Raw genomic sequence first — 26935 nt, forward strand, 5'->3', positions numbered from 1 at the left:
TCATTCACGTCGGCGGGGCGTCCCATGGCGCATAGGTGTCGGCGTTGGAGGATGTTACCAGAGCCGTGGGCAGCAGCCACGTGCGGCGTGGCATATTCCCTCCCGAATAGAGAAGATCGGCCAGTCGGAGCGCGGCGCGACCGAGTTCTTGAGGATTCTGCGCCGCAGTTGCGATAATGCCACGCCCGGACCTGAGAGCTTCGACTGCGGACGACGAGCCGTCGACGCTGACGACGGCCACCGTGGCGTGGCGCTCCTCGAACGTTTCAAGGACGCCGAGTGCCGTCGGATCATTGATGCTGAATACCGCATCGACATTCGGATGGCGGTCGAGAATGGTATGAGCGAGCTTCCGCCCGCGTTCAAACGTATTGTCGCCGTCCAGGCGGTCGACCACTCGGATCTCGGGGTATTCCCGCAACGCCCCGAGGAAGCCCCCGATCCTGTCGACGTTGCCGGTGATGCGTGTCCCGCCGATGACGACGACGTCGCCCTTTCCATGGAGCGCCGCGCCCAGATGGCGGCCGATCAGCTCGCCCGCTTGCACGTTGTCGGTGGCCACCATGGCATCGGCACCGCTTGCGCCCGCATTGACGGCAATCACCGGGATGCCGCGCCTGACGACGGCCGCCACTCCCGTCGCAACGGCCTCGGAGTCGACGGGATCGATGATCACTGCGTCGACGCCTTGGGCCGCGAGGCTTTCCAGCTGCAGAAGCTGGCGGTCCAGCATCTGCTCAGCGTCGAGAACCGTCACCGCCACGCCCATTCGCTCCGCCGCCACGGTGATCGCATCCGCTTCCACCCGGAAGAACGGATTGGTGAAGTTCTGGACCACCACGCCCAGCGTCTTGAGTCGCGGCGGATGGCTGAGCTGCGCGGCCGCGAACTCCGCCATCCGTATGCCAATGCGATAGTGGCCCGTCGCATCTTTGCGCAGCAGCCGCTCGCCCACCAGCGTGTCACAGATATTGAGCAGGCTGCTCTTGGGCGCGGCGAGCAAGCGTGCGAGCTCGGACAGCGTACAGCCCTTCTCGGCCGTCGATACCACGTCGAGAAGCGCTGCCGCCCTCGACAAGGCGGGCACTCGACTGGCGCCGGCGGCTTCCGCTGCGGGGCTCTGAGCCTGTGGGGCCGCCGGGGAATTGGCTGCCTCGCCACGCGGGCCGAGCTCAGTCCCATCAGGGGCCATCGAACGGCCACGGTCGTCGTGATCGCGCATAATGCCTACTACTTCGCGTTCCATGAAAGTCTTCCGGCGCTGCCCTGTTCGTCCGCTGCGGCGAAGCCTTGTCGGACCGGATAGTTGCGGCGTTCCAATGCGGCGTCGGCCGGGGGCATGGAGCATGGCGCAGGCAGGCTGCAGCCGCAACTCCGGAATGCAGCGCCACCAATCTCCACCAGTCCGTGCAAGTTGATCCCCTTGACACCGTTCGCGTGCTCTCCTAGCATTCATTTGTTCAACATACCGAACACATGTACGACCCAATGAAAAAAATGCAAGCAGGAGGAACGCTCATGAGGACGAAATTATTGACGGCTCTGGCTATGGCTTCCGCCATCGCCTGTTTCACGCAGGGCGCCGCAAGGGCCGACGCCGCCAAGCCGGTCATCGGGGTCATCGAGCTTTTCGGTAACCCTTTCTTCGCTGAAGCTCGCAAGGGCATGAAGAGCGTTGCTGAAAAGGATGGCGCGGAACTTCTGATCGAGAACGCGAACTCGAACGTCGGCCGCGAAGCCGAACTCGTGCAGACCTTCATCCGCCGCCAGGTCGACGTAATCCTGATCTCCGCACAGTCAGCCACGGGTTCAATCGCCGCGCTGAAGCTGGCCAAGGACGCGGGCATACCGGTCGTGTGCTGGAACACCTGCATCCGCTCGCCGGAAGACAAGCAACTCGTCAAAGCCTTCGTCACCAGCGACAACAAGAAGATCGGAGAGATCACGGGCACCCAGGTCGCCGACTATGTGCGCCAGCAACTGGGCGGCAAGGCAACCTTGCTCATGCTGACCTGCCAGACCTTCGACACCTGCAAAGACCGGCGAGCCGGCATCAACAAAGCGCTCGCGGGCCCGGGTCTGAACATCACGCTCGCCGACGAGCAGGAGGGCTTCCAGGTCGACAAGGCCCGGCCGATCGCCGATGCCATGCTGACGGCGCATCCGGATGCGCAGGTTTTCATCGGCGAGAACGATGACGGCACCATCGCCGCCGGCCAGGCGGTTGATTCCAAAGGAATGGCGGACAAGGTCAAGGTCTTCGGTATCGACATCAATCCGCAGGTCGCGCATGCGATCGTCGATCCCAAGAGCGCGGTGGTGTGGACCACGGGCCAGGACCCCTATGCCATGGGCGCTGCCGGCGTCGAGCTGGCTCTCAAGCAGGTTCGGGGCAAGAGCCTCGGCGATTTCTATCAGTTCACCGCCTCGCCCACTTATTCGAAGAAGGATATCGCCGCGGCGAAGAAATATCTCGAGACGCACTGACGACCGGGACGGGGTCTTACCAATGGCGGCTAACGGATGATCGCAATCAAGGAAGTCGGCCAAGGCGGGCGTCGTCCGGGACCCGTGCTGGCGGTGCGCGAATGCTTCAAGGCCTATCCCGGCGTTCAGGCGCTCGACGGCGTCAACTTCGAGATCGCGGCCGGCGAGGTTCGCGCATTGCTGGGCAAGAACGGCGCCGGGAAGTCGACGCTCGTCAAGATACTGGCCGGGATTACGACGCCCGACCGCGGTGATGTCCTCGTTGGCGGCGAGGTGGCTCGGCTCGAATCGCCGCATTCGGCGCGAGAGCGAGGCATCGCCATCGTCAACCAGGAACTGGCGATCGTCCCCGAACTCTCCGTTGCCGAGAATATCTATCTTGGACGCTGGAGCGAAGCCTCCGGCCAGCGCGGGTTCGTCAGACCCGCCGTGCTGGAGGCCAAGGCGGCCAGGCAACTCGCAGAACTGGGCGTTGATCTCGATCCTCGCACCAAGGCAGGGCGGATTTCCATCGCCCACCAGCAGATCGTGGAAATTGCCAAGGCACTCTCCTTCCGGCCGCGGCTGCTCATTCTCGACGAACCCACCAGCTCGCTTCCGGCGAGCGAGGTCGAGCGTTTGCTGGCGCTTGTGCGGCATCTGTCGAGCCGTGGCATTGCCATCATCTATGTCTCACACCGTATGGATGAGATCCCTAAAATCGCCCACAGCGTCACCGTGCTGCGGGACGGTCGGCATATCGCAACCCGCCCGATCGGCGAGATGCCGACGGCTGAAGTCGTCCGCCTGATGACCGGCGGTGCCTCGACTGCCTTCGCACCAACGCCTCGGACGGCGTCGCTTGGCGAAGTTGCGCTCCGTGTCTCGAACCTCTCGGATGAAAAGCTGGCCGGCATCACGTTCGAACTGCGCAAGGGCGAGATCTTGGGCCTTGCCGGCTTGCTTGGTTCCGGCCGCACTCGGCTCCTTCGGATGATCTACGGCCTGTCTCAGCCATTCGCGGGCAGCGTCGAAATTATCGGTGCCGCCATGCGGGGCGCCTCGCCCCGGCGATCTATTGCCTGCGGGCTTGGCTTCGCACCGGAAGATCGCAAGCGTGAGGGGCTGGCCCTCGGCATGTCGGTGGCCAACAACCTCGCCATGTCCTGCCCGGCCAGGATCCGGCGAGGGGGCTTCCTGTCGCGGAGCCGGGAGAATGCCATCGCCGCGGCTTCTATCCGGCGCTTGTCGATCAAGGTGGATGATCCGGGAAGGGCCGTGCACACGCTTTCCGGAGGCAACCAGCAGAAGATCGTCCTTGGCAAGTGGCTCAACGCCGGCATCGGCATCCTGCTGCTGGACGAGCCGACCCGCGGCGTCGACATCGAAGCGAAGATCCAGATCTACGGGCTGCTGCGGGAGCTTGCAGCCGATGGCATCGCGGTCATCGTGGCTTCGTCGGAAATGGAAGAATTGTTCGTCATGTGCGACCGCCTGTTGGTCATGACGCAGGGGCGCATCGCCGCCGAGCGCGCGGTTGCAGACACCAGCCTGGAGGAAATCATGCAGTTGGCCATGGCGGGAGAGGCTCCATGAGCGAGCAGGATATGGCCATGCCAACGTGGTGGCGGTCGGTGGTGCGGGACGTGGCGCTCGACCATGGTGGGCTCTTGATTGCGCTCGCGATCCTCATGGCGGTCGCCACGCTCTTTGCGCCCCATTTCGCCTCTATCGCAAATCTGCTCGACATTCTACGCCAGATGGCCTTCACCGGCGTCGTCGCGCTCGGAATGACGCTGGTCATCATCGCGGGCGAGATCGACATCAGCGTCGGATCGGCGGTCGCGTTCAGCTCCGCGCTCTTCGGGGTGGTCGCCGTCAACTTCGGCTGGCCGCTCCCCCTCGCGGCCGTTGCGGTACTCGCCTCGTCGAGTCTGGTCGGCCTCGCCGCCGGAGCGATCCGGGCCTTTTTCGGCGTACCCTCCTTTATTGTCACGCTGGCCCTGTTTTCGGCCCTCAAGGGTGCTGCATGGCTTCTGACCGACGCCATTCCGATCCCGATCCTCGACGACAGCTTCAATTGGTGGGGAACAGGCTCGCTCCTTGGCCTGCCAGTGCCGGCCCTAATTCTGATCATCGTCTTCGTCGTCTTCTCCGTGATCGCCAACCGCACGTCATTCGGCCGGTCTGTCTACACGATCGGCGGTAACGCAGATGCGGCGTATCTTTCGGGTATTCCCGTTGCCTCCGTGCGCACCGTGCTTTTTGGATTGACCGGCTTCCTGGCCGGCGTCTCCGGCCTGCTGCAGACCTCGCGCCTGGCGGCCGGCAATGCCGATATGGGTACCGGCCTGGAATTCGCGGTGATCACGGCCGTGATCGTGGGCGGCGCCAGCCTGTTCGGCGGCAAAGGCTCGATGCTCGGCACCATGCTTGGCGGCCTTTTCATCGCGGTCCTGAACAACGCCATGGTCTTGTTCGGCGTCAACTCCTACGCCCAATACGTCGCCAATGGTCTGGTGGTCTTGCTCGCAGTGTTGATCAGCACGTTGCGTTCACCCGGCACGCCGGCGTCCAATTTGTTCGCATCCTTCAAGAAACGCCACTAACCACGTCACAATAACCGAAAGGAAAAACTCCGATGCAACCGCAATTCAACCTGACCGCAACCCTCCATGCCAAGCCGGAAAAGCGAGAGGCCCTGGTGGCATTGCTTTCCAGTTTCGTCGGCAAGTCCCGTTCCGAGCAGGGCTGCGTCGACTATCATTTCCATGTCAGCATGGATGATCCGAACATGTTCTATTTCTATGAGAACTGGGCTGAGCGCGCGGATTTCGACCGCCATATCGCTTTGGACTATCAGAAGGACTGGTTTGCCAAGCAAGGCGAGTATCTCGCCCAGCCGGTCGAGCTGCGCTTCTTCGAGATGATCAGCCCGTATGATCGGTGAAGCCGATCCGAGGAGATCATTGACCAAGGAGGGAAGCACACATGACCAACGATGAACTTCGAGCCCTGAACAAGAGCCGGCAGATCCAGCAGATCGCCTGGGTGACCCGAGACCTCGAAAAGTCGATGCAGGCCTGGATTGACGTTCTTCGCATCGGGCCCTGGCGCGTCTTTCGCTTCACTGACAAGACCGTCAAGAACCTCAGGGTCGGAGGCCGCCTGGTTGAGGAGCCGTTCGAGTTCCGCATCGCGATCACCCATGTCGGAGCCATGGAGATCGAGCTGATCCAGCCCGTGCGGGGACCGATGATCTACGAGGATTACATCCGGCGGCGGGGCGAAGGCCTGCATCACATCAAGGAAAAGCTCCCCGACGACCGAATGGGGGAGATTGTCGCGGACTACGAGGCGCGGGGGATTGCGGTGACCCAGACCGGGCAATTCGTGGCCGATTTCCATTTCTACCTGGACACCGAACCAAGTCTGGACTTCGTCTACGAACTCGGCAACTGCCCCTATCAGGATTTGCCGCCGGAGATGGTTACCATCTATCCGCCGGAGCCGGCGTGACGGAAAAGCCCCGCATCCCCAGGATGCGGGGAAGTCTCCAACGATAGGGCCGGCATTCAAGCCGCCTGCCGCAAATAGAGCTGGGCTCATGAGCGAAATGACAGCGTGCGTAAACTGGGGCGTTCTGGGCTCCGCCTGGATCAACAACCTTGCCATTCCCGGGCTGTTGACGGCGGGCAACGCCCGTCTGCTGGCCGTATCGAGCCGCCGGCCGCACGTCGCCGAAGCGGACCGCCTCCGTTGGGGGGCTGACAGGGCCTATGCCTCGTACCAACTGTTGTTGGAGGACCGCGACATCGAGGCTGTCTACATCCCCCTTCCCAATCACCTGCACTGCGAATGGGTGGTCGCTGCCCTTCGAGCCGGCAAACATGTGCTGTGCGAAAAGCCCCTGGCGCTCTCGCTGGCGCAGGTCGAGGAGATCGAGGCGGCGGCGACGCGCGCGGACCGTCAAGTGATGGAAGCCTTCATGTATCGCTTCGCCCCGCGTTGGGTGCGAGCGATGGAGCTGATTCGCTCTGGCCAGATAGGCGAGGCTCGCCTCGCTCGGATAACGCTGGGCTTCAAGCAGTTCTACGACAGTTACAATATTCGGTTCGACCCTGGCGCGGGCGGCGGTGCGCTGTGGGACATGGGTTGCTATGCCGTCAATATGAGCCGTCTCATCTTCGGCGCTGAGCCGGTCGCCGCCTTGGCGACGCAATGGGTCCGCCCGGACGAAAAGGTGGATACGACGACATCGGGTGTGCTGGACTTCGGCGGCGGCCGAACATCGATCTTCTCGGTCTCCTTCGACCACATCAACCCGTTGAGTCAGGTGGAGATCGTCGGCACCGACGGATGGATCAGCATGCAGGGCACCGGAATGCGCGGTGAACCCTTCACCCGTCTCCTCTCGCACCGTTTCGGCGACGAAATTTTCCTGGACGGCGTCGAACCAACAATTGAGAATTTTCCCGCCGCCAGCATGTTCGCGGCGGAGTTCCGGGAATTCAGCAGGGCCGTGCTGGCCGACGAGCGCCCCCTCTACGCGATGGAGGATGCCCGCGCAAATGCACGGGCCGTCATCGCGATCGCCGAAGCGGCTTCGAAGCGTGTCACAGTCGCTGTATAACGCGCCGCCAAATCGGAAATCGACGTCGCGCATCGGTTCGGCGTCGCCGACAGAATGGCGCACGGCCTGTCGAGGCGGTCGTTTCGCCGTGAGAGCAGGTGTGAAGAATACTGATTTTAACGAAATTTCCCAAGATTGGCCCTGGAGGTGTGCGGCTAGGTGCGACGCCGGATGATTGCCGCCCCGGCGAGCTATGCCGCTGGGGCGAGGCGGTCGCGCCGCATCCAGCGCCCGGTCAGCAGCACGGCGACGACCAGCAGGCCGGCGACGAGGCCCATCCAGATGCCCGAGCCGCCGAAACCGTAATGGAAGGCGAGCAGGGCACCGAGCGGGAGGCCGGCGAGCCAGTAGCCGATCGCCGCCAGCAGCATCGGGGCCCGCGTGTCATGCAGGCCGCGCAGCATGCCGGCTGCCACGACCTGGGCGCCGTCGGCGATCTGGAACAGGCCGGCGAAGACGAGGAACAGCGCGGCGCGCGCCACGACCTCGGCGTTGGCGGGATCGTTCAGGTCGATGAAATTGCCGATCAGCAGACGGGGCGCCAGCAGCATCAGCAGCGCCGTCACCGCCATGGAGCCGACGCCGAGGGCATAGGCCGTCCAGCCGGCGCGGGTGATGGCCCGGGCGTCGCGCGCGCCATAGGCGCGGCCGACCCGTACCATGGCGGCCTGGCCGAGGCCGAGCGGCACCATGAAGCTGATCGACGCGATCTGCATGGCGATGCCATGGGCCGCGAGGTCGACCTCGCCGACGAGGCCCATCAGGATGCCGGCGGCGTTGAAGACCGCGACTTCGAAGATCAGCGTGACCGCGATCGGCACGCCGAGCCTGAACACCTGCATGAGCCGCTCGACATCAGGCCGACCGAAGCGGTGGAACAGCCGGAAACGCCGGAAGGGCCGGGCGAAGGCGAGGGAAGCGGCGAGCAGGAGGAAAAGGCTCCAGGTCGCGATGGCGGTGCCGATACCCGCGCCCTGCGGGCCGAGCGCCGGCAGGCCGAGCCGCCCGAAAAGCAGCGCCCAGGCCATAACCGCGTTAACGAGGATCGCTGCCAGCGCGGCCCACAGCGCCGAACGCGGCCGGCCCATCGCCGTGGCGGCCGAACGCAGGGCGATGTAGCCGACGAAAGGCGGCAGCGCCCAGCACAGCCCGGCCATGTAGCGGCCCGCCTCCGCGGCGATGGCAGGGGTCTGGCCGAGCAGCCGGAAGATGGTTTCGGCCTCGGCGAGGCAGGCAAGACCCGGCAGCGACACCAGCGCGGCCGCCCACAGCCCCTGCTGCACCGTCCGGCGCACGTCGTCGGTGGCGTCGGCGCGGGCGCCGAGCTGCCGCGCGACCATGGGCGCGACCGCCGTCACGACACCGAGGCCGATCATCGCGAAGAAGAAGAAGAGATTGTTGGCGAGCGTGACGGCGGCGAGCGTGGAGGCGCCGAGCTCGCCGACCAGGATGAGGTTGGTCGTGGTCAGGGCCAGCTCGACGAGGTTGGTGAGGATCAGCGGCAGGGCGAGGACGCAGGTCGCCCAGGCTTCGCTGCGCCATGAGCCGCCGTGAAGCCAGGCATTCCGGTGCCCCGTCGCCGAGGTCGTGTTTGCCATGGTCGTTTCGTCCCGTCCCAAGCAGAATTTTCGGGTCCATCCGACGGATGGACCCGAAAACTGCTGCGTTCTTTCAAGAATCTTGCCGAGCGTCACGGGCGAGAATACCCGTGACGCTCGGCTTGGAATTGGAGCGGGGGCCGCACCGTCGGACGCGGCCCCCGCTCGGATATGTGAATGGCGGCCGTCCGGCGGAGCGGCGGCCGCTACCCTCGCGCCGTCAGGCCCTGGCCGGTGCCGGCCGCTCGATATTGGGCAGGAACAGGGTCAGCAGGCCGATCATCGGCAGGAAGGAGCACACCTTGTAGACGAATTCGATGCTGGTCCAGTCCGCCAGCACGCCGAGCGCGGCGGCGCCCAGGCCACCCATGCCGAAGGCGAAGCCGAAGAACAGCCCGGCCACCATGCCGGTCTTGCCCGGCACCAGTTCCTGCGCGAACACGATGATCGCCGAGAAGGCCGAGGACAGGATGAAGCCGATGATCACGGCGAGCACAGTCGTCCAGGTCAGGTTGGCGTAGGGCAGGGCCAGGGTGAAGGGCAGCACGCCGAGGATCGAGACCCAGATCACATATTTGCGCCCGATACGGTCACCGATCGGACCGCCGATCAGCGTGCCGGCCGCCACCGCGAACAGGAAGACGAACAGGTGGACCTGGGCCTCCTGCTGCGACAGGCCGAACTTCGAGATCAGGTAGAACGTATAGTAGCTCGACATCGACGCCATGTAGAAGAACTTGGAGAAGATGAGCGCGAGCAGGATCACCAGGGACACGATGACGCGCGTCTGCGACAGGGTGTTGACCGTGGTCGCCAGCCGGGACTTGTGGCCCGACGCGATGTTGCGCCGATAGGCCGCGTACCAGTTGCCGACGTTCCACAGGATGAACATGGCGAGCAGCGCGACCGCCGAGAAAGCCGCGATGGAATGCTGGCCGAAGGGCAGCACGATGAAGGCGGCGAGCAGCGGCCCGATCGAGGAGCCGAGATTGCCGCCGACCTGGAACACCGACTGGGCCAGACCGGTCTTGCCGCCCGACGCCATGCGGGCGACGCGCGAGGATTCCGGATGGAACACCGACGAGCCGGTGCCGACCAGCATGGCCGCGAGGAGCACCAGGTAATAGCTCGGCGCGAAGGCCAGCATGATCAGGCCGACGAGGCTGAAGCCCATGCCGATGGTGAGCGAATAGGGTTGGGGTCGATGGTCCGTATATAGGCCGACCACCGGCTGCAGCAGCGAGGCGGTGAGCTGGAACGCCAGGGTGATCAGGCCGATCTGGCTGTAGCTGAGCGCGAAATTGTCCCGCAACATCGGATAGATCGCCGGGATCAACGATTGGATGGTGTCGTTGAGGCAATGCGAAACGCTGATCGCGATGAGGATGGAATAGGCCGTGCGATCCGGCTGGAAGGCCGAGGCCGAGGACAATGTCGGTGCTTTGGCGTCCATAGTCAGTCAGTAGACCGGCGGATCGACGCCCAAGGCGCAATTCCGGTGCTATCCCTTGTTGTGGCGTGTCGATCCGGCGCCGCTGTCGCAGACGAGCCCGAGCATGCCGATGTCGCGGGGCTGGGTCGGGGCGATGACGTCACTGTGGGGAGTGGAGTCATGGAATGCGAGAGCCACACGGGTGTGTGTTCTATCCGATCGCCTCCGCCAGGGAAATATCGAGACGCGCCGTCATTTATGAAACTTCGTTATGCGATACATCACGAATACGCGATGAAGCGCGGAACAAAAGGCATCTGCCGCCCGGGGAAGACTTCCGGTTGCCGGCAAGCGGGGCGCTGGGGCAGGATCGGCTGGTGCGAATCGAACTTTCCGCCGGCGATCGCCCGCGACCCGCCGGTCCGGCCGGGACTGAAGGGATCATCATGAAGCGTCTTGCGATCTTGAAGCGTCTTGCAATCCTGGCCGTTGCCGCGCTGCTGGCGGGCATGCCGGGGCTCCCGGCGTCCGCTTCGCAGGCCGGCGCGAGGGAGCGCTTCCTGGCGGACCTCCAGCAGGCGCTCGGCAGGAGCGACGGCGCCTGGCTCGCCGGCCATATCGACTATCCGCTGACGGTCCGCGGCCGGCACAAGGCGCTCATCAAGAGCAAATATGCCTTCCTGACCTCCAGCCCCGGCCTTCTCGGGCCGAAGCTGCGCGCGGACGTGATGGCGCAGAGGCCGCAGGACCTGTTCTCGAACTGGCAGGGCATGATGATCGGCAGCGGCGACCACAATATATGGGTGCACGACACTTCGCCGGACCCGGGCAGGCCGGATTATCGCATCTTCGCCATCAACGGCGCGAACTGACGCGCCGCGACGTGACGCTGTGAGGCGAGGCGCTCAGATCGCTTCGTTTTCGGCGCTCGCCACGCGGTCGATGTGGCCGCGATAGATGCCGATATCCATCAACTCGCGATAGCCGAGCTGCGGGCGGACGGTCGCGGCGCGGCGGCGCTGGCGGCGGAAGGCCGCGACGCGGGAGGCGAGGACGGTGAGGAGCGAGGAGGTGGTCACGGCTGAAATCCGAAGGAGATGCGTTGTTGCGCAGTCCTATACGCCAAATCAGGCGAAAACCGTGTGAAATCGCACGCTTATTCGCGTATGTCGGGCATGCTCGCATCGCATGGTTGCAAGTGGGCACAACAACCCGCCCCTGTGTGCTCGGATAAGCGGAGGAGCGCAATCCGTCACGCCCCGGGCATGTCCCACGGCTGCCGGGACGAGCCCGGCAATGACGATCCCGAACCGTAACGGGCCGAGGCCGCGACGGACCCGGCCGCCATTTTATTCTGGATGCCGGTATCGGACCGGGGCATGAAGGGAAGCCATCGACCGGTGGCACCAACCATGAGGCGGGGGAAACCATGCAAAGACATCTGTCGGCATTTCTGCTTTCAGCACTGGCTCTCGCCTTGCCGATCCTGGCCGGACCGTCCCGGGCCGACGAGCCCATGCAAGGCTTGTTCAAGGCGCATCAGGCCTGTCCTGCGCTGCAGTCGATACGCAAGCAGACCAACCCTGGTGACGTCAAGCTGCAGCCGGAGCGCAGCTACAAGCTCCTGGCGAAGAACAAGCCGGATGCGAGCTATTACCGGGTCGAGGTCGAAGGGGCGTCCCCTCCGGAGCGCTGGGTGCCGGTCGACTGCGGCGAAACCGCAAACGCATCCGGCAAGGCGCCGGAGCCGGCCGCGCCGGCGGAGCCGGGCAGCGCGGCGGGCGAGGGCGGCCGGGCCTATGTGTTCGCGGTGAGCTGGCAGCCGGCCTTCTGCGAAGGGCTTCCCGACAAGACCGAATGCCGGACGCAGACGGCGGATCGCTTCGACGCGACCCACTTCACCCTGCACGGCCTGTGGCCGCAGCCGCGCCGCCTCGCCTATTGCGGGGTGCCGCAGGCCGACATCGAGGCCGACCGGTCGAAGCATTGGGATCGCCTGCCGGAGCCGGTATTGCAGCCCGCCACGCGCCGGGCCTTGGAACAGGCGATGCCGGGCACCGCCTCCTTCCTCGACCGGCACGAATGGGTCGAGCATGGCAGCTGCTTCTTCGAGAAATCCGCCGAAGCCTATTTCAGCCGCGAGGTCGCCCTGATCGCCCAGCTCAACGCGTCGCCGGTGCGCAAGCTGTTCGCCGACAATATCGGCAGGCAGATCCAGGCGAGCGCCATTCGCGCCGCCTTCGACGCGGGATTCGGGGCCGGAGCCGGCGAGCGCGTGCGGGTGGCTTGCAAGCGCGACGGCGATCGCCGCCTCATCGTCGAGCTGACGATCGGCCTGCGCGGCGATGTCGGCGACAATCCTTCGCTCTCGACGCTGATCGCCGGCGCGTCCCCGACGGATGCCGGATGCAGCGCCGGCCTCGTCGACCGGGTCGGCCTGCAGTGAGCGCAGCGGCCGGAGGCGAGGCGTGACGCTGGAGACGTCGCTCTATCTGCCGGTGAAGCGCTTCCTCGAGGACCTCGGCTTCGCGGTCAAGGGCGAGGTGGTCGGCTGCGACGTGCTGGCGCTCGGCGGCGGCGATCCGCCGATCGTGGTGATCGGCGAGTTGAAGCAGAGCTTCAATCTGGAGCTCATCCTGCAGGGGGTCGACCGGGCGGGCGCCTGCGACGAGATCTGGCTTGCCGCGCGCGCATCTCCGCGCGCGGCAAAGGGCGGGAAAGCGATGCGCGCTACCGCAATCTCTGCCGGCGGCTCGGCTTCGGCCTGCTCGGCATCACCGACCGCGACGAGGTGCAGATCCTGGTCAGCCCGGCTGCGCCGATGCCGCGGCGGGACGCGCGGCGACGCTCCCGGCTCGTCGAGGAGCATCGCCGGCGCAGGGGCGATCCCGCCGCCGGCGGCAGCACGCGGGTGCCGGTGATGACCGCCTACCGCCAGCAGGCGCTGGCCTGCGCCGCCGCGCTGGCCGAGCGCCCCCGCCGCCGGCGCGACCTGGCGATGATCGTCCCGGAGGCGGCCAAGATCCTGCAGGGCAACGTGTATGAATGGTTCGTCCGCGTCGAACGCGGCGTCTACGACCTCACGCCGAAAGGGCGCGATGCGCTGGAACGCTGGCCGCAATCCTGACCGACGGGCCGGCGGTTCCGTGCGGATGTTCTCCTATTTTCCGAGCGAGGCGGCGATGGTGGCGCCGAGATGCGCCTCGCAGGCGGTGCCGGGCCTGCCGAGCGAGCGCACGATCGTCATGTGGTCCTCGCCTTCCAGCCGATGCACCGGCGCCTGATGGCCCGCCTCGGCGAGATGGGCCGAAAAGCGCTGGGCCTGGTCGAAGAAAGGCGGCGTCTCGGCTGCACCGACGAGGATGCGGATGTCGCTTCCCTCGCACACCGTGCCGTCGCAGGGCGACCAGGCGGCGATTTCCTCCTCGGTGAGGCCGATCTCGGCCTGCAGGAAGCTGCGGGCGATCGGCGCGAGGTCATAGAGGCCGCTGACCAGCAGGACGGAGCGGACGGCCGGTGCCGGGACATCGGTTTCGAACGGGCCCCGGCCGACGAGGTAGCTGGCAAGATGCCCGCCGGCCGAATGGCCGCTGGCGCTGATCGCGGCGGGATCGCCGCCGAACTCGGCGGCATGGGCCGCGATCCAGGCGGCGGCGCTTCGCACCTGCGCCACCAGCGTCGCCATGCGCGCGCCCGGCATCAGGGAATAGTCGACGATCGCCGCGATGGCGCCGCGCGCGGTGACGGCGTCGGCGACGAAGGCATAGTCGTGCCGCGTATTGGCCCGCCAATAGCCGCCATGCACGAAGATATGGATCGGCGCCGGGCGGCCCTGCGGCCCGTGGCCGGGGGGAAAGAACAGGTCGAGGCGCTCGTCGGCCTGTCCGCCATAGGCGAGGCCGAGACGCCCCGCCAGCCGGCCGCGCGTGGCTTCGCTCGCGGCGCGGTAGTCGGCGACGCATCTTTCGAAATGCGGAACATGGGCGCGGATCATGAAGGGGTCGGCGGTTTCGGCCATGGGTTCATCCATCTGGCGGGGGTGACGGGCATGCGGAGCTTGGCGGCGGGCGACGCCCGGCTGAGCAATTCCCGGGACGTCGCCTCTCCGGCGAGGCCGGGCTGAAAGGGGTTCGGTACCGCCTCGGCGGCCTTATGATCCGGATGCCCGGAGCGCTACACGAAGGGCGTGAAGATGTCGGGGCGGCGGGGAAGCAGGCGCCCGAAATAGCGCCGGCCCTCGTCGGACACCGCATTGCTGCCGGCGAAGAAAGCCTCGGGCATATGCCGCGTCTTGCCGGCGACATGGCTCAGCGGCACGATGCGGGGCTCGGTGTGGAGGCCGTCATGATGCAGCACCACCGAGCCGCTGCCCAGGAAGGCGCTCTGCGCCGCGAATTCGCCCGCCGCGAAGGCTTCCTTGCGGTCGGTCGCGTCGATCACGCCGAGATAGCCGCGGGGCAGATAGCCGAGGGTGTCGACGCGGGCGCGCGCCTTGGGGAAGCGCGACTTCAGCGCCTTCTGGATCTCGATGCCGAGGTCGCCGCCGGTCAGCTGCACATTGCCGTGGGCGTCCCGTTCCAGGGCGCCGGCGGCGAGCGCTTCGGCGAGCGGGCGGCCGTCCTCGTCCTGCACCCCTTCGGACATCGAGACGATGCAGCGCCCGAGGCGATCCTGCACGGCGGCGACGTCGTCGAGGAATTGCCGGACCGAGAACGGCTTTTCCGGCGTGTAGACGAGATGCGGCGCGTCGTCGGGCGTGCGCTGCCAGGCCGAGGCCGCGGCGGTGAGGAAGCCGGCATGGCGCCCCATGACGATGGCGACATAGATGCCGGGCATGGCGCGGAAGTCGAGATCCATGCTGACGAAGGCGTTGGCGACGAAGGTGGCGGCCGAGATGAAGCCGGGGACGTGGTCGTTCTCGACGAGATCGTTGTCGATGGTCTTGGGCGCGTGCACGAAGGCGCAGGGCCCGCTCGAGTGCCGGCGCAGCAGTTCCAGCGTTCCCGCCGTGTCGTTGCCGCCGATATAGACGAAGGCGCGCGCCTCGAGCCGCTCCAGGGCGGCGAGGATCGCCTCGCAGGCCTTCGGGTCGGGCTTGTCGCGGGTCGAGCCGAGGGCCGAATTCGGGGTATGGCCGAGGCGCAGCAGGTCGGCGTCGCCGATGTCGCTGAGGTCGACGACGTCGCCGGCGGTGAGCCCCCTGACACCGTAGCGCGCGCCGAGGATGCGCAGCGAGGGATCGTGCCGCCGGGCCGCGGTGATCGCACCGCAGAGGGTCTGGTTGATGACGGCGGTGGGACCGCCCCCCTGTGCGATGACGATGGACGGCATGGCTCTCCCTCGCGCCCGCTTGTTCTGGTCCGCCGTCACGACGGACGGCACCGGACGTGCGGCGATTGAAGCGGAGAACGCCCGTTCTTACAACGCCTTTTCGGCAATGCGGCGCTGGACAGGCGCCCGGTAGCATCATACTTTGCAGCTTCCGTCCAGGTTGCGTTTCGGACGAGGGTTCATTGATCGCGGTGCGGCGCCAGGCCGCTGGATAGCTTTATGTCTTGGGGGATTTGGATGGTGCGGACTCGTCTTGGAGTGCTCGTGGCTGCGTTCGCGGCCGTGGGCATGGCGGTATTGTCGGGAGCCGCTTCGGCAGGGCCGGTGGAGAGCGATGTCAAGCGCAATACGCCGGCGGGTCTCTGGCCCATCCTGGCCTATGGCGAGGATGATTGCGCCTCCTATCCGATCCGGGACCTCAAGATCACGGTGCAGCCCCGCCATGGGATCGCTGGCTTCGTCAAGGCGCCCTTCACGCTCGACGAGGCGACGGGGCTGTGCAAGGGCACGCGGATCGAAGTGCCGTGGCTGGTCTACAAGCCCGCCAAGGATTACGTCGGCTCGGACACGGTCTCGATTTCCTGGAACAAGACATCCTATACCAATGACACGCACGTGACTTATATGACGAAGGATTTCGCCATTACGATAAAGTAGATGCCCTATACGCTCGGGCGTAGCCGAATCACGCTGCGGAGAGCTATCGGCAGAGGGGATATGCATCAATTTCCGGGGTCGATACGTCACTTGCCGAGAAGATATATGGATATGCAGTTGCGCCGCGGCACGTTGGCCGCCGCCATGCTCGCCGCAGCGGGTCTTGCGTTTTCGGGGGCCGCCGCGCTCGCGGGACCGCTCGAAACCACCGTCCCACGCAATGCGGCGGCGGGGCTTTTTCCGGTCATGACCTACGGAAAGAGCGATTGCGGCTCCTATCCGGTGGCCGAGCTGAGGGTCACCGAGAAGCCCCGGCACGGCACCGTCACCTTCGTGAAGAAGCCTTTCACCCTCGGCAAGGAAGCGGGGATCTGCAGCGGCACCCGCTTCGAGGTGCCATGGCTGATCTACCAGCCCGCCGTGAACTATGTCGGCCCCGACAGCGTCTCCATCTCGTGGAAATGGACGCTCTACAGCAACGGCACCATCATGAAATACGCGACCAAGGATTTTGCGATCACCGTGAAATAGCGCCCGCCGCAGCGGCGGGCCGTCAGGGCTCGCCCGGCCAGGACGACTGGTCGTGCGGCAGCCGGCCGGAGGGATCGTGCACGCTCACGCGGTGGGGCAGGCCGTCGCCCCAGCGCCAGAGCACGAGATTGTCCATGCCCGGCCGCGCGCCCGAGGCGAAGGACGGAACCAGGATTCCGGCGGCGCCGGCCTCGGTGAGGCGCTCCGTTGCGGTCCAGGAGGCGGGCTTGCGCCGCGAAGCGCGATCGAGCGCCCAGGCGCAGGCGAGATCGGCGAGCGTCACCTCCGCCGCGCGCCGGGTGTCGTCCGTGCGCAGGTCGACGACGTCCTCGGCGTCGACGTCGTAGGTGCAGACGGTCAGCGGCTCGAAGCGGTGGCCGAATCCATGCGCGACTTCCAGGAAGAGGCCTTCCAGCGTCAAGGCGAGATAGAGCGCCGGCACGCCTGGGGCGTTGAATCGGCCGCCATGGATCGCCGCGCCGGCGCCCGAGGTCGGCGAGAACGCCCATTTCGGATCATGGCCCCGATAGCACAGGCCCTGGAACCTCACGCAAAGCCGCCCAGCGCGATATGATCGAGATAGTCCCGCACCGCGCCGGCCCGGCCTTCCTTGACCAGCGATTCCGCCGTCCGGCCGCCGAAGGCGGGCAGGGGCTCGGCGCGGTACCAGGCCATCGCCTGCCGCTCGCTGCCGGCCCAGGCGGCGATGCGCGCGACGATCTCCAGCATTTCGGTGACGCGGCTCTGCGTCCGCGCCGCCACGGCGCGGCTGACGCGCTGCAGCGTTTCGGGCCGCAGGCCGATCGTCTCGGCGAGCTGGCTCTTGGACATGCCGAAACGGTCGATGACGCGGTCGACCTGGACGAGGCCATTGTCGTCGAAGAAGCTGGTGACGAAGCGCGTGCCCGGCCGGATGCCCTCGGCGGGCAGCGGCAGGCCGTCCCGCCCGGCGTCGGGCGGCGTGGCTTTTCTCGATGTCCTCGCGGGTGATCCCGACATTGGCCCCGTGCTCGCTTTCAGCATTGTCGCACCGGAAGACATGTAATCATGCCGCTCACTATGACAAGGCGGCGCGGGCCTGTCCAGTCGATCCGGCAGGAGGGCGGCCGCCTTTCGTCGGCGGAGGCCGGGTGATAGGCTTGCCGCCGCGGCTTCGTGCCGATGGGAGGTGCCATGCCCCGCCTGGAGCGCATCGTCGAGACGGCCGTCTATGTCGAGGATCTCGACCGTGCGGCCGCCTTCTATGAAACCGTGCTGGGGCTGGAGGCGCTGGTCAGGCTGGAGCGGCTCCATGCCTTCGACGTCGGCGGTTGCAACGTCCTGCTGGTGTTCAAGCGCGGCGCGTCCGACGAGACGCAGATCGTGCCGGGCGGCTCGATCCCGCCCCACGACGCCAGCGGCCGCATCCATGTCTGCTTCGCCGTTCCGGCCGCGGACCTCGCCGCCTGGGAAGCCCGCCTCGCGGCCCATGGCGTCGCGGTCGAAGGGCGGGCGGAGTGGCCCGCCGGCGGCCGCAGCCTCTATTTCCGCGATCCCGACGGCCATATGCTGGAACTGATGACGCCTGGCGTCTGGCGGACCTATTGAGGGCGGCGCTTCGCGTTTTGGACGGGAGATCCGCAAACGTTCCGCTTCACAATCCCGCAGCGTCGATGATCACATAGGCTTCGGCGCCCCGGCGGTCGTGGCGGACGACATAGGTCCGGCCGTGTAGGGTCAGGGTGATCGGGCGGCCGGGCGCGAGGCTGTCCGCCTTCAGGCCGCCAGCCTCGGCGACCACGCCGCGGAACTGCGCGTCGAGGCCGGGATCCGGATCGCTCTCGGCGGTGACGGCGCATTCCTTGCGCGCCCGGACCTGCACCGAGAAGGCGTTGCCGGGCGCCATGCCGACCATGCCGGCGCCGAGGTCCATCTGCGGCTTCACGCCGAATTTGCGGGCGGCGGCCATCGCCTTGTCGAAGGACGGCGCCGTCGCCAGGCAGACGTCGCGGAAGGCGATCAGCGCCTTGTCGGTCACCGCCGCGTCGGAGGCGAGGGCGGGGGAGGCGAGCGCGCAGGCCAGGACGACGGTGGCGGCGAACGGCCCCTCGACCGGCTTGCCGCCGACCTTGAGGTTCCTCGCCGTCTTCTCGGTGAAGCGGAACACCCGCCACGGCCCGATGCGCAGCACGTCGATCCAGGCCTGCATCGACCTTTCGAGATCGCGCGACAGGAAGGCGATCTGCTGGATCTGGCGATGCTTGTTGAGTTCGCGCAATTCGTCGTTGGTCAAGGCCGTCTCCTCCCCGCATCCGAGGCCGGGCAGACTCCGGCAATCCCGGCCGAAAGGCAAGGCCGGGCTTGGGGCCGATGGGGCGGCGGCCGGGCGGGCGGAACCGATGGCGGGAGCTCAACGTTACCAAATTGTAATGCAACCGAGGATACCGACATGAAAAACATCAGAACCCAGGCGTGCGCTGTCCTGCTCGGCGCGACGGCCCTGGCCTTCGTCGCCATGGGCGCATCGGCGCGCATCGTCTGCAACGAGGAGGGCGATTGCTGGCATGTGCAGTCGGATTACGAATACCGCCCCGAATTCCGGCTGACGGTCCATCCCGACGACTGGCAGTGGCAGGACGAGCACAAATATCGCTGGCGGGAGCATCAGGGCCGCGGCTATTGGCGCGGCGGCGAATGGTCGGATTTCTGAGCGCCGCGGCCGCCGCCGCGATCGGGGGTGGCCAAACCGCGCGATCGGCATAGAGTGGCGGCCAACAACAAGATCGGGAGGCCGCCATGTCTGCTCCAGCATTCGACATCGTCTCGAAATCGCGTCGCGAGGTCGAGATCGCCCATCATGACGAGGGCCATCGCTACAAGTTCAGCGTGACCACCAACGGGGCCGGCAAGCGCGTGCTGGCCGATACCACCGAGACGGTGGCGGCCGCGGCCGCCAAGCATCCGCCCGAATGGTATTCGGCCAGCGCCCGCGCCTTTGCCACCACCGTGGCGCACCGGGCGCATGCGATCGATTGAGGGCGAGGGCGCTGCCGGTCATCCCGGACGCGATGCGGCACGTCAGTGACGCATCGCAAATCCGGGATCGCGCGCAGGATGAGGTTCCCCAGGCGCGCGGTCCCGTGTCTGCACCGCACCCTTGCAGGGTGCGATGCGCACGGGATGACGATGGCTCTGCAGGCATGCGTCTTCGTCGCCGCGCCCTGAGCGGGCCGGATTGTGCAAGGGAAGATCGGGGCGGCGACGGCTGGTCTCGTGTCAGCCGTGGTGCTGTGTATCGGTGGTCGTGAGGAATCGTGGCCTGGCATGTTGTGCAAGGCCGCCGTCGCCCCTTTCCCGCCGGGCCGGGCGCGCCAACAGGCAACGCACCGGGGCCCGGCTGTTTCCCGTCGCTCCGGATCAAGCCTGCGGCCTGAACCGGATTGCCGGACGGGAGGCATCGCCGGCGCCGGAGGGCACGGTTCCCTCCCTTGCCAGCCACGCCGGACAGGCCCCGCGCCCTTCACCGCTTCCGGGCCAGGGAAGCCGGTCGGGACGCGCAAAGCCTCACCCACGGAACGGGCGGGACAGGGGCCTTGGCGGACGGCTTATGTCTTCGCCGCACCCCGCCGGCCGGGCAGCCGGGTCCCCGTGCTGCTGCGGCCGCGGACGCTGCGGGCCGGGTTTGCCGGCCGCCGGCGTCCGACAAGGCGATCCGGCCTGGAAGGCCCCGCTATTCATCCTTTCGGACGATTTGCGAGCGGCCGGCGCCTCTCCTGTCTCGCGCGGGATCTGCGGCAGGCCCGAAGGCGGCCCGATCCCGGCACGTTCCTCATCAAGCCCCGTGTGCAGACCTGACGGCCGGGTGATCGCACACCCGGCGCTACCGGATGTCGGCGGTCCCGGCATTGCTCGTGAGAGCAATGGGGCGGTCTGCAGCGATCCCCCTCGGCGCCGGCCCCGTCCTGGTTTCCAAGCCAGGACGAAAATGGGAGGGCGCCTTGATGCGGCTGGCGCGCCGCAGGCGAACCGGGATCGGCCGGAGTGGGTGGAAGGCACGGGGCGGTATCGCGAACCTTGGCCCCGCCGCGCTTCGTTCCGAGGGAAAGTAGGCCATGGCGGAGGGCGGATGTCAAGGTTTGTACGTGTTTTGTTCCGATTAGCAGGCTGCGGAAATTCACTACCCGAAGCGCGAGCGATCTGATTCACTGATTGTTGTGGATTGCTTGGAGGGGCTGATGCGCGGATCGGATGAACAGACGGGTGCGCTCTTTAGTTATCAGAGCCCTGAATCGCTTGTTCCTCGCGATCATCCGCTACGTGCCATCCGCCTTGTGGTGAACGCGGCTCTCGAACGGTTGTCCGAGCCGTTCTCGAAGCTCTATTCGCCGTATGGCCGCGCCTCGATCGCACCGGAGAAACTGCTGCGGGCCTTGTTGGTGCAGGCCTTCTTCGGCATCCGTTCCGAGCGCCAGCTCATGGAGCAGGTGCGCTACAACATGCTGTTCCGCTGGTTCATCGGCCTGTCGATGGATGCGCCGATCTGGGATGTGACGGTGTTCACCAAGAACCGCGACCGGCTTTTGGAGGGCGACATCGCGCGGGAATTTCTGCTTGCGATCCTGGCCGATCCGCAGGTCAAGCCCTTGCTGTCGAGCGAGCATTTTTCGGTGGACGGCACGCTGATCGCCGCCTGGGCGTCGATGAAGAGCTTTCAGCCCAAGGATGGCAGCGGGTCACCGCCCGGGCCGGGCCGCAATGGCGAGCGCGATTTCCGGGGCGAGAAGCGCTCCAACGAGACCCATGAGAGCACCACCGACCCGGATGCCCGGCTTTATCGCAAGGCGGACGGCCAGCCCGCCAAGCTGGCCTATCTCGGCCATGTCCTCATGGAGAACCGCAACGGCCTCATCGTCGATGCCGAACTGACGAAGGCCACCGGCTGGGCCGAGCGGGCGGCGGCCGAGGCGATGATCGAGGACGCCGCGCCGGCCGGCCGTGTCACCCTGGGCGCCGACAAGGCCTATGACGTCGCTGCGCATGTGGCCAGGTTGCGCGCTCTCGGCGTGACGCCGCATGTCGCGCAGAACGCCACCAACCGCCGGTCAGCCATCGATCGGCGCACGACACGCCACCCCGGATATGCCCTCAGCCAGACGATCCGCAAACGCATCGAAGAGCCGTTCGGCTGGATCAAGGAAGCCGGCGGCTTCCGGCAAACAAAACACCGAGGCCAAGAACGGGTCGGATGGATGTTCACTCTCAGAGCCGCAGCCTACAACCTCATCCGACTTCCCAAACTCTTCGCAACGACTTGAACCGGAATACCGGAAAAACGCATCGATACCCGATCCAAATCCGTCAGAAATCCCACTCCAACTGCATGAGCAAAAACGAAAATCACCTATACAGATGTCAATTTCCGCAGCCTGTTAGCGCACGCTTGATCTTGGACCTCGACCGTTGCCATCGCTCGTCCCGGCAATCGAGGAGGCGGAGGCCAGGACAAGGCGGCAACCGGCGACTTGGGAACAAGCCCGGCTATGACAACCGGATGAGGGCCTGGACTTCGCCAATTGAAATGCGGTTTTGAGCTGTCTGCGTCGAGGTTCGGACCTCCATCCCCCTGCGGGGACCTCAAACGGGAGAAGGCGGCCGATTATCGTATCCCGGCGCCTCGCCGCACGCATTCGCGCTCCTCCGAGCCGGAGCCCCGCCGTCATCGCAACGGCAAGGGGGTCGGCTATGAGAAGGCCGGGGTGGAAATCAGGTGCCGCAACGGCCCATCATGGCGGTGAAGCCCACGAAGCGATATCGAATGGCAATTGCAGAGACGAACCCGCAAGATGACGGGTGCCGGCAATATACGGGGCCCGGCGGTCATCCCATGCGTCGTCGAAGGAAGAGGAGCAGGAGAAGGCATGGCGGGCAAAGCGTTCACGACGATACTGGTTCAAGCGGCGCTTCTGTTTTCCACGCCCTTACTCGGGCAAACCGCCGGGGCCGATCTTTTGAAGACGCTGCAGGATCGATACGACGAAATCCACGCGGCCGTGCTCGCACGCAATGAAAATCTCATCAAGTCGATCGTGTCTCCGGAGTATCAGGACATCGATACCTCCGGAAAAACAAAAAGTCGCGATGAATGGCTGACGAGTATAGAGAAGATCGATGTCAGTATCGAGAAGGCTGGAGGGACAACGGTCACATCGGTCCATCAAGACGGCTCTACCGTCTTCGTGAAGCAAAATTACAACATGCGGGCTACGAGAATGATTCAGGGCGCTTCGCATGACGTGGCAATTGAAGCGACGTCATCGGATACGTGGAGCTCAGGGGACAAAGGTTTGATCCTCATGCGCTCGGAGACGGATGAAATCTCGGTCAAACTGGACGGCACGTTGGTAAAGCACAGCGTAGCGCACAGGACTTGAGGCGATTCAGAGCTGGCGCATCAGCCCAGGATCTTCCCCCCGCTCCCCGTCGAACTAAAGCCGCTTCAAAGCCTCCGCCACGCCGATGAAGCGATAGCTCTCCGTCGCCAGGCCGGCTTCGTCGAGCAGGGCCCGGCGGCGCGCGATCGCCCGTTCGCGGTCGGCGGGCGTGGTGTCGCCCCGGCGCAGCTCGATCCAGTCGTGATAGGAGGTGTCACTCTCCTTGAGCAAGGGCGAGCCGCTGCCCGTCGGCTTCGGCTGAGGCTCCCCCGCCAGCTTGAGCACGCGGCCGGGGTTGTGCTCGGTGCGCAGATCGGTGCCGCTGATGGTGAAATCGGGCGCGTCGACCCGGCCGCCGGCACTGTAGACGACGGCCGAGACGATGCGGTCGAGCGCCGCGTCCTCTTCCTTGGGGCGGTGCTCGATGTCGCGGGGCGGGCGATCCGGCAAAGCGAGGCGGGTGATGCCGCGGTCGTTGACGGCATCGAGCAGCACGCGATGATCTCCGTCGAGGATCGCCTCGCGCCGCGCCGGCCAGAAATCGAACGGCGCATGCGCCCCGAAGCCGCGCCCGCGATGCAGCGCATAGATCTCCGGATAGACCTTGCGCTCCGCGCGCCGGCTGGGCCTGGCATCGTAGAACAAGGTGGTGGCGAGCTGGATCAGGAGCGCGGCGCCGAGGCCGCCGAACGGCTCGTCGATGACGATGCCGAAGCGATCATGCGGCTGCCAATCGGGAAACACGGCCTCAGGCGAGGCCGGCGCCCCGCCGCGCCGGATCGCGAGCATGGCGGTGGTGACGAGATGGGCCATGTGCATGGGGGAGGGGCGCCCGGATTGGATTGTGAAAGACGTGAAATTGTGTGGCGATTCTGCTGAAGAATAAAGTGACGATATCCGCGACCCGGCTCCCCGAAAGAAGAGGAAAAACCTGCGCCGTTCCGGCCCTACGCCAATCCACGGCCTTGCGCAGGTTGGGCGGCACGCAGCGACTTCAACTCGTCGATCGCTCGGCCCAAGGCCGCCCGCGCCGTGAGCAGGTCATGGCGCGCCTGGAGGTCGAGCCAGAATTCCGGCGAGGTGCCGAGCTGCAGTGCCGTATCGGCGGTGATGCCTGACTCTTCCTTCGCGATGCGCTCGATCCGCATGCGCCCAGCGGAACCGGGAATTCCTCGCGCAGCATCTCGCCCGGGTGCATCGGCGGCAAGGTTGCAACGATCTCGGTCATGACGATCGTTCTGTCTGACAATCGAGGTTTCGATAATGATGGATCGGCCATTGCGCCTCCGATCACACCATGTCGCCTGACCGTCCCTGCCTCAATTCAAGGGTGCACTCCAGCATAGGAATTACGGTGACCAAGCAGAATGGCGGTTATGCTCATTAAAATCCGCCTGTATCTTTATTGTCACATCTTTCCGATGCGGCAAGTGCCATAGATAAAAAATTGAATTCCCTTGGAGAATGACATGAAATTTCTACCGCTTGCGGCCGTTCTGTTGCTCTCATCGACCGCAGCGTTTGCTGCCGATCTGGCGCCCCAGGCGGCAGAGCCGATCGCCCCGATCGTAGCGCCGTTCAGCTGGACCGGCCTCTATGCCGGCATCAACGGGGGCTATGCTTTCGGTACCCGCCGTGACGCAAATATGACCGAGGCCCTGGGTGGCAGCCCGGAGAACACGTTCAAATATGGAAGCCTGTCACAAAAAGGAGGCTTCGGAGGCATTCAGGCCGGCTATAACCAGCAGTATGGGAATTTTGTCCTTGGCTTGGAAGCCGATATTGAAGGGGCTGCGATCGACGGAAAGGCATCGAGGTTTAACAACCACAACGGCAGTACCGTATCGACCAAGGACAATGTCAACTGGTTCGGAACGGTTCGCCCTCGTATTGGCTACGCGTTTGACAACATCCTGATCTATGCTACCGGCGGCGTTGCCTTCGGCGGCGTAAGGTACGGCCAGGATTACTACCAGCGCGATGTTCTCATATACACGGCGAACTCGCGTGACAGCAGCACCAAAGTTGGCTTTGTTCTCGGTGCGGGCGTTGAGTACGCAATCAATGACCATTGGAGCGCCAAGCTCGAATATCAGTATATCGATCTGGGAACCTCGAAGGCTTCCGCGCCTGAGATAACCGGGCCGACTGTGACGGGCTACAGCATCAATGGTAAAATGCGCACGGACTTCAGCACCATCCGTCTGGGCCTGAACTACAGGTTCTGAGAGGCTGTTTGAGACGTGCGGCCATGCGGACGCCGTCATACCCGGCGGCCTCCGCATTCCCGCCCGTTCCATCCTTCGGCCGCCGCTTCGAGCCGCGCCGGGAAGTCCGCATCGCCGAGCGGGCGAAGCCCCCGCGTCGGGGCCGCGGGCGAACGGGTCGGCGATGCGCGGCAGGCGCTGCAGGACCGAGGCGATGTCGGTGATCCCATCGTCGGTGCCGTCGATGAGCGCGCGCGTGCTGGCCCAGCGCCAGTCAACGGCCTCCGGCACCAGGCCGGCCCGCACCGGGTTGAGAGCGATATAGCGCAGGGCGGCGAGCACATGCGGCTACATCTTCGGGCGCGACCCAGAGAATCCCGAGGTGTTTTCAGGACATTATCTGGAGGTGGATGCGCCCTCGCGGCTGGTCCTCACCCAGGTCTATGAGCGGATGGCCGACGCCGGCGAGGCTGTCGTGACGGTCATTTTCGAGGAGAGCCAGGGTACGACCCGTCTGACGCTGCACCAGCTCTTCCCGAGCCGGGAAGCGCTGGAAGGCGCGCTGGCCAACGGGATGGAGGCGGGCATGCGCGTGACGCTCGATCAGCTCGACACGCTGGCCGCCTCGATGCGCTGACGCGGATGGCAGGTGGCTGTTCGCTTCCGAGGCACCGCCTGCCGGTCTTGCGGCGACTGTCAGGGTTATTCCCCAAAATCGGGCAGAGAGGGCGCCCACGCGGTCATGGTAATTTTAGTCTATAGTGCTCCATGGGATAGAGGAAAAAACTGTAAGAGAGGAATTTATGCCGTTTAACCAATACGGATTTCAAGAAGTCGAGTATGGCTTTCATTTTCGTCAATATGCGACGCCTTTCCTCGTTGAGGGAAACGTGGAAAATAATCGTTATTTTACACATGAGGCCCAGCAGAATCATGTGTTTTCTATAAACAACGCCCTATTTGAACTCGTTTCAGATGCTTTATCTATTCTTTCAATTGTATCGTTTAGCAAAGACAGCGGATACTATTTCAAGTATGGTGTCATGCGCCGGTTGCGGATGATCGATTCATCTTTCAGGAGTTTTCAGAGCGTTATCACGCCAGATCGGACACGCCCCTTGTCTTCAGAGGAGTCCAGCAGCGTTTGCCGTGACCTAAACTCAATCTATATCGATATTCTCGGTTTGCTTGATAACTATGCTTGGACCATGGTTTGGCAAATAGGTAGTGCGGCAACCCGCTCTGCCGATCCCTTTGCTATCGGCCTCTTTAAGCCAATCTTTGCGGCCGATGCCGCCCTGGGGCCGATGGCCGACATACTTCAACCTTTTAGGGAGTGGGAGAGGGATGTAAAGACGCGCCGTAATCCGGCAGCGCACCGTATGCCACTTTATGTGCCGCCGACGGCCTTGACGCCCGGCGATGTAGCTGAATTTGAACGTCTCGAGACATTAACTTCGGCGGCTCTTCGAGCTCAAGAATTTGAGAAGCTTGACGGCTTGCGAGAGGCAAAGCAGCGTCTTGGCGTACTTGTTCCAAGGTTTCTGCACCACCCCGAAGGTCCGGTAGTAGATATCTTTCCAACGTTACCCGAAGATATTGGTCTTGCAGTGAAAATAGGACGCATTGCGCAGATTTTTCTCCGCGAACAAGGGTAAATTCCGCGCGTC

The 26935-nt window shown here is 65.1% G+C and carries 30 protein-coding genes and 1 pseudogene; 19 read left to right on the forward strand and 12 right to left on the reverse strand.

Going from position 1 to position 26935, the window contains the following annotated elements:
• Positions 1-4: 4 nt before the first annotated feature.
• Positions 5-1246 (reverse strand): substrate-binding domain-containing protein, encoded by a 1242-nt coding sequence (locus tag J3R73_RS07675; RefSeq protein WP_307424586.1) that lies wholly within the window; start codon positions 1244-1246, stop codon positions 5-7.
• 272 nt (positions 1247-1518) lie between these two features.
• Here J3R73_RS07675 and J3R73_RS07680 point away from each other — a divergent pair, with 272 nt between their 5' ends.
• The 6 genes from J3R73_RS07680 to J3R73_RS07705 all read left to right on the forward strand — a co-directional run bounded on the left by J3R73_RS07680 (position 1519) and on the right by J3R73_RS07705 (position 7099).
• Positions 1519-2487, forward strand: coding sequence for a sugar ABC transporter substrate-binding protein (locus J3R73_RS07680; protein WP_307424588.1), 969 nt, complete (start codon positions 1519-1521; stop codon positions 2485-2487).
• Between the two features lie 36 nt (positions 2488-2523).
• Positions 2524-4062, forward strand: a complete 1539-nt coding sequence (locus tag J3R73_RS07685; protein ID WP_307424590.1) for a sugar ABC transporter ATP-binding protein — start codon at positions 2524-2526, stop codon at positions 4060-4062.
• Positions 4059-5075, forward strand: coding sequence for an ABC transporter permease (locus J3R73_RS07690; RefSeq protein ID WP_307424592.1), 1017 nt, complete (start codon positions 4059-4061; stop codon positions 5073-5075). Before J3R73_RS07685 ends, J3R73_RS07690 begins: the two co-directional genes overlap by 4 nt.
• A gap of 32 nt (positions 5076-5107) precedes the next feature.
• Positions 5108-5416, forward strand: a complete 309-nt coding sequence (locus J3R73_RS07695) for a putative quinol monooxygenase (protein WP_307424595.1) — start codon at positions 5108-5110, stop codon at positions 5414-5416.
• A 41-nt stretch (positions 5417-5457) separates the two neighbouring features.
• Positions 5458-5985, forward strand: coding sequence for a VOC family protein (locus J3R73_RS07700; protein ID WP_307424597.1), 528 nt, complete (start codon positions 5458-5460; stop codon positions 5983-5985).
• A gap of 88 nt (positions 5986-6073) precedes the next feature.
• On the forward strand, positions 6074-7099 hold the full coding sequence (locus J3R73_RS07705) for a Gfo/Idh/MocA family protein (RefSeq protein ID WP_307424601.1): 1026 nt from the start codon (positions 6074-6076) through the stop codon (positions 7097-7099).
• Between the two features lie 191 nt (positions 7100-7290).
• Here J3R73_RS07705 and J3R73_RS07710 read toward each other — a convergent pair whose 3' ends face one another.
• From J3R73_RS07710 to J3R73_RS07720, 3 genes are all read right to left on the reverse strand, one after another.
• Positions 7291-8697 carry an MATE family efflux transporter gene (locus J3R73_RS07710; RefSeq protein ID WP_307424602.1) on the reverse strand — a complete coding sequence of 469 codons (1407 nt, stop codon included), beginning with the start codon at positions 8695-8697 and terminating at the stop codon, positions 7291-7293.
• Between the two features lie 220 nt (positions 8698-8917).
• Entirely contained in the window at positions 8918-10129 is a 1212-nt protein-coding gene (locus J3R73_RS07715; protein ID WP_503128788.1) for an MFS transporter, read from the reverse strand.
• A gap of 69 nt (positions 10130-10198) precedes the next feature.
• Entirely contained in the window at positions 10199-10327 is a 129-nt protein-coding gene (locus J3R73_RS07720) for a hypothetical protein (RefSeq protein WP_307424607.1), read from the reverse strand.
• Positions 10328-10575: 248 nt separating this feature from the next.
• Between J3R73_RS07720 and J3R73_RS07725 the strand changes: the two genes are divergently transcribed.
• Entirely contained in the window at positions 10576-11001 is a 426-nt protein-coding gene (locus J3R73_RS07725) for a hypothetical protein (protein WP_307424614.1), read from the forward strand.
• A gap of 33 nt (positions 11002-11034) precedes the next feature.
• On the opposite strand, the gene J3R73_RS07730 is transcribed toward J3R73_RS07725, so the two are convergent.
• Positions 11035-11208 carry a hypothetical protein gene (locus J3R73_RS07730; protein WP_307424616.1) on the reverse strand — a complete coding sequence of 58 codons (174 nt, stop codon included), beginning with the start codon at positions 11206-11208 and terminating at the stop codon, positions 11035-11037.
• A gap of 437 nt (positions 11209-11645) precedes the next feature.
• Here J3R73_RS07730 and J3R73_RS07735 point away from each other — a divergent pair, with 437 nt between their 5' ends.
• Together J3R73_RS07735 and J3R73_RS07740 are read left to right on the forward strand one after the other, a co-directional pair.
• A complete protein-coding gene (locus J3R73_RS07735; protein ID WP_307424620.1) occupies positions 11646-12575 on the forward strand; it encodes a ribonuclease T2 family protein in 930 nt (309 codons plus the stop codon).
• A gap of 28 nt (positions 12576-12603) precedes the next feature.
• Positions 12604-13256 (forward strand): annotated as a pseudogene (locus J3R73_RS07740) (DUF2161 domain-containing phosphodiesterase).
• 33 nt (positions 13257-13289) lie between these two features.
• On the opposite strand, the gene J3R73_RS07745 reads toward J3R73_RS07740, so the two are convergent.
• Positions 13290-14147 (reverse strand): alpha/beta hydrolase, encoded by an 858-nt coding sequence (locus J3R73_RS07745; protein ID WP_307424622.1) that lies wholly within the window; start codon positions 14145-14147, stop codon positions 13290-13292.
• Between the two features lie 155 nt (positions 14148-14302).
• The gene (locus tag J3R73_RS07750) at positions 14303-15460 is read right to left on the reverse strand and encodes a diphosphate--fructose-6-phosphate 1-phosphotransferase (RefSeq protein ID WP_307424623.1); all 1158 of its coding nucleotides are present in this window, start codon (positions 15458-15460) and stop codon (positions 14303-14305) included.
• 264 nt (positions 15461-15724) lie between these two features.
• On the opposite strand from J3R73_RS07750, the gene J3R73_RS07755 reads away from it, so the two are divergent.
• Both J3R73_RS07755 and J3R73_RS07760 read left to right on the forward strand, forming a co-directional pair.
• Positions 15725-16117 (forward strand): hypothetical protein, encoded by a 393-nt coding sequence (locus tag J3R73_RS07755; RefSeq protein WP_307424627.1) that lies wholly within the window; start codon positions 15725-15727, stop codon positions 16115-16117.
• 105 nt (positions 16118-16222) lie between these two features.
• Positions 16223-16648, forward strand: a complete 426-nt coding sequence (locus J3R73_RS07760) for a hypothetical protein (protein WP_307424630.1) — start codon at positions 16223-16225, stop codon at positions 16646-16648.
• A 22-nt stretch (positions 16649-16670) separates the two neighbouring features.
• Here J3R73_RS07760 and J3R73_RS07765 read toward each other — a convergent pair whose 3' ends face one another.
• On the reverse strand, positions 16671-17198 hold the full coding sequence (locus J3R73_RS07765) for an RES family NAD+ phosphorylase (RefSeq protein WP_307424632.1): 528 nt from the start codon (positions 17196-17198) through the stop codon (positions 16671-16673).
• A complete protein-coding gene (locus J3R73_RS07770) occupies positions 17195-17647 on the reverse strand; it encodes an MbcA/ParS/Xre antitoxin family protein (protein ID WP_307424635.1) in 453 nt (150 codons plus the stop codon). Before J3R73_RS07770 ends, J3R73_RS07765 begins: the two co-directional genes overlap by 4 nt.
• A 174-nt stretch (positions 17648-17821) precedes the next feature.
• Between J3R73_RS07770 and J3R73_RS07775 the strand changes: the two genes are divergently transcribed.
• Positions 17822-18235 carry a VOC family protein gene (locus J3R73_RS07775; RefSeq protein ID WP_307424638.1) on the forward strand — a complete coding sequence of 138 codons (414 nt, stop codon included), beginning with the start codon at positions 17822-17824 and terminating at the stop codon, positions 18233-18235.
• 46 nt (positions 18236-18281) lie between these two features.
• On the opposite strand, the gene J3R73_RS07780 is transcribed toward J3R73_RS07775, so the two are convergent.
• Entirely contained in the window at positions 18282-18920 is a 639-nt protein-coding gene (locus tag J3R73_RS07780; RefSeq protein WP_307424640.1) for a VOC family protein, read from the reverse strand.
• 156 nt (positions 18921-19076) lie between these two features.
• Between J3R73_RS07780 and J3R73_RS07785 the strand changes: the two genes are divergently transcribed.
• The 4 genes from J3R73_RS07785 (at position 19077) to J3R73_RS07800 (ending at position 23058) form a co-directional block, all read left to right on the forward strand.
• Positions 19077-19337: a hypothetical protein gene (locus J3R73_RS07785; protein ID WP_307424643.1), complete on the forward strand. Its 261-nt coding sequence runs from the start codon at positions 19077-19079 to the stop codon at positions 19335-19337.
• A gap of 86 nt (positions 19338-19423) precedes the next feature.
• Positions 19424-19663 (forward strand): hypothetical protein, encoded by a 240-nt coding sequence (locus J3R73_RS07790; protein WP_307424645.1) that lies wholly within the window; start codon positions 19424-19426, stop codon positions 19661-19663.
• A gap of 1199 nt (positions 19664-20862) precedes the next feature.
• A complete protein-coding gene (locus J3R73_RS07795) occupies positions 20863-21942 on the forward strand; it encodes an IS5 family transposase (protein WP_307424647.1) in 1080 nt (359 codons plus the stop codon).
• Between the two features lie 603 nt (positions 21943-22545).
• Positions 22546-23058 (forward strand): hypothetical protein, encoded by a 513-nt coding sequence (locus tag J3R73_RS07800; protein ID WP_307424650.1) that lies wholly within the window; start codon positions 22546-22548, stop codon positions 23056-23058.
• 54 nt (positions 23059-23112) lie between these two features.
• On the opposite strand, the gene J3R73_RS07805 is transcribed toward J3R73_RS07800, so the two are convergent.
• Positions 23113-23877 carry a hypothetical protein gene (locus J3R73_RS07805; protein WP_307424652.1) on the reverse strand — a complete coding sequence of 255 codons (765 nt, stop codon included), beginning with the start codon at positions 23875-23877 and terminating at the stop codon, positions 23113-23115.
• A gap of 128 nt (positions 23878-24005) precedes the next feature.
• On the reverse strand, positions 24006-24206 hold the full coding sequence (locus tag J3R73_RS07810) for a helix-turn-helix transcriptional regulator (protein ID WP_370879865.1): 201 nt from the start codon (positions 24204-24206) through the stop codon (positions 24006-24008).
• A 321-nt stretch (positions 24207-24527) separates the two neighbouring features.
• Here J3R73_RS07810 and J3R73_RS07815 point away from each other — a divergent pair, with 321 nt between their 5' ends.
• The 3 genes from J3R73_RS07815 to J3R73_RS07825 all read left to right on the forward strand — a co-directional run bounded on the left by J3R73_RS07815 (position 24528) and on the right by J3R73_RS07825 (position 26923).
• Positions 24528-25286, forward strand: a complete 759-nt coding sequence (locus tag J3R73_RS07815) for an outer membrane protein (RefSeq protein WP_307424654.1) — start codon at positions 24528-24530, stop codon at positions 25284-25286.
• A gap of 361 nt (positions 25287-25647) precedes the next feature.
• On the forward strand, positions 25648-25902 hold the full coding sequence (locus J3R73_RS07820; RefSeq protein WP_307424656.1) for an SRPBCC domain-containing protein: 255 nt from the start codon (positions 25648-25650) through the stop codon (positions 25900-25902).
• 166 nt (positions 25903-26068) lie between these two features.
• Positions 26069-26923, forward strand: a complete 855-nt coding sequence (locus tag J3R73_RS07825; protein ID WP_307424659.1) for a hypothetical protein — start codon at positions 26069-26071, stop codon at positions 26921-26923.
• Positions 26924-26935: the final 12 nt, after the last annotated feature.

It is taken from the genome of Labrys monachus, from assembly GCF_030814655.1.
GTDB classification, from domain to species: Bacteria; Pseudomonadota; Alphaproteobacteria; order Rhizobiales; family Labraceae; genus Labrys; species Labrys monacha.

Bases quoted from the DNA above. Each gene is read 5' to 3' on its own strand.
- J3R73_RS07785 (WP_307424643.1), top strand. From the start codon at position 19,077: ATGAAAAACATCAGAACCCAGGCGTGCGCTGTCCTGCTCGGCGCGACG.
- J3R73_RS07795 (WP_307424647.1), top strand. From the start codon at position 20,863: ATGCGCGGATCGGATGAACAGACGGGTGCGCTCTTTAGTTATCAGAGC.
- J3R73_RS07805 (WP_307424652.1), bottom strand. From the start codon at position 23,877: ATGCACATGGCCCATCTCGTCACCACCGCCATGCTCGCGATCCGGCGC.
- J3R73_RS07700 (WP_307424597.1), top strand. From the start codon at position 5,458: ATGACCAACGATGAACTTCGAGCCCTGAACAAGAGCCGGCAGATCCAG.
- J3R73_RS07825 (WP_307424659.1), top strand. From the start codon at position 26,069: ATGCCGTTTAACCAATACGGATTTCAAGAAGTCGAGTATGGCTTTCAT.
- J3R73_RS07695 (WP_307424595.1), top strand. From the start codon at position 5,108: ATGCAACCGCAATTCAACCTGACCGCAACCCTCCATGCCAAGCCGGAA.
- J3R73_RS07725 (WP_307424614.1), top strand. From the start codon at position 10,576: ATGAAGCGTCTTGCGATCTTGAAGCGTCTTGCAATCCTGGCCGTTGCC.
- J3R73_RS07800 (WP_307424650.1), top strand. From the start codon at position 22,546: ATGGCGGGCAAAGCGTTCACGACGATACTGGTTCAAGCGGCGCTTCTG.
- J3R73_RS07705 (WP_307424601.1), top strand. From the start codon at position 6,074: ATGAGCGAAATGACAGCGTGCGTAAACTGGGGCGTTCTGGGCTCCGCC.
- J3R73_RS07760 (WP_307424630.1), top strand. From the start codon at position 16,223: ATGGATATGCAGTTGCGCCGCGGCACGTTGGCCGCCGCCATGCTCGCC.
- J3R73_RS07810 (WP_370879865.1), bottom strand. From the start codon at position 24,206: ATGCGGATCGAGCGCATCGCGAAGGAAGAGTCAGGCATCACCGCCGAT.
- J3R73_RS07745 (WP_307424622.1), bottom strand. From the start codon at position 14,147: ATGGCCGAAACCGCCGACCCCTTCATGATCCGCGCCCATGTTCCGCAT.
- J3R73_RS07815 (WP_307424654.1), top strand. From the start codon at position 24,528: ATGAAATTTCTACCGCTTGCGGCCGTTCTGTTGCTCTCATCGACCGCA.
- J3R73_RS07675 (WP_307424586.1), bottom strand. From the start codon at position 1,246: ATGGAACGCGAAGTAGTAGGCATTATGCGCGATCACGACGACCGTGGC.
- J3R73_RS07790 (WP_307424645.1), top strand. From the start codon at position 19,424: ATGTCTGCTCCAGCATTCGACATCGTCTCGAAATCGCGTCGCGAGGTC.
- J3R73_RS07735 (WP_307424620.1), top strand. From the start codon at position 11,646: ATGCAAGGCTTGTTCAAGGCGCATCAGGCCTGTCCTGCGCTGCAGTCG.
- J3R73_RS07775 (WP_307424638.1), top strand. From the start codon at position 17,822: ATGCCCCGCCTGGAGCGCATCGTCGAGACGGCCGTCTATGTCGAGGAT.
- J3R73_RS07710 (WP_307424602.1), bottom strand. From the start codon at position 8,697: ATGGCAAACACGACCTCGGCGACGGGGCACCGGAATGCCTGGCTTCAC.
- J3R73_RS07680 (WP_307424588.1), top strand. From the start codon at position 1,519: ATGAGGACGAAATTATTGACGGCTCTGGCTATGGCTTCCGCCATCGCC.
- J3R73_RS07750 (WP_307424623.1), bottom strand. From the start codon at position 15,460: ATGCCGTCCATCGTCATCGCACAGGGGGGCGGTCCCACCGCCGTCATC.
- J3R73_RS07770 (WP_307424635.1), bottom strand. From the start codon at position 17,647: ATGTCGGGATCACCCGCGAGGACATCGAGAAAAGCCACGCCGCCCGAC.
- J3R73_RS07690 (WP_307424592.1), top strand. From the start codon at position 4,059: ATGAGCGAGCAGGATATGGCCATGCCAACGTGGTGGCGGTCGGTGGTG.
- J3R73_RS07685 (WP_307424590.1), top strand. From the start codon at position 2,524: ATGATCGCAATCAAGGAAGTCGGCCAAGGCGGGCGTCGTCCGGGACCC.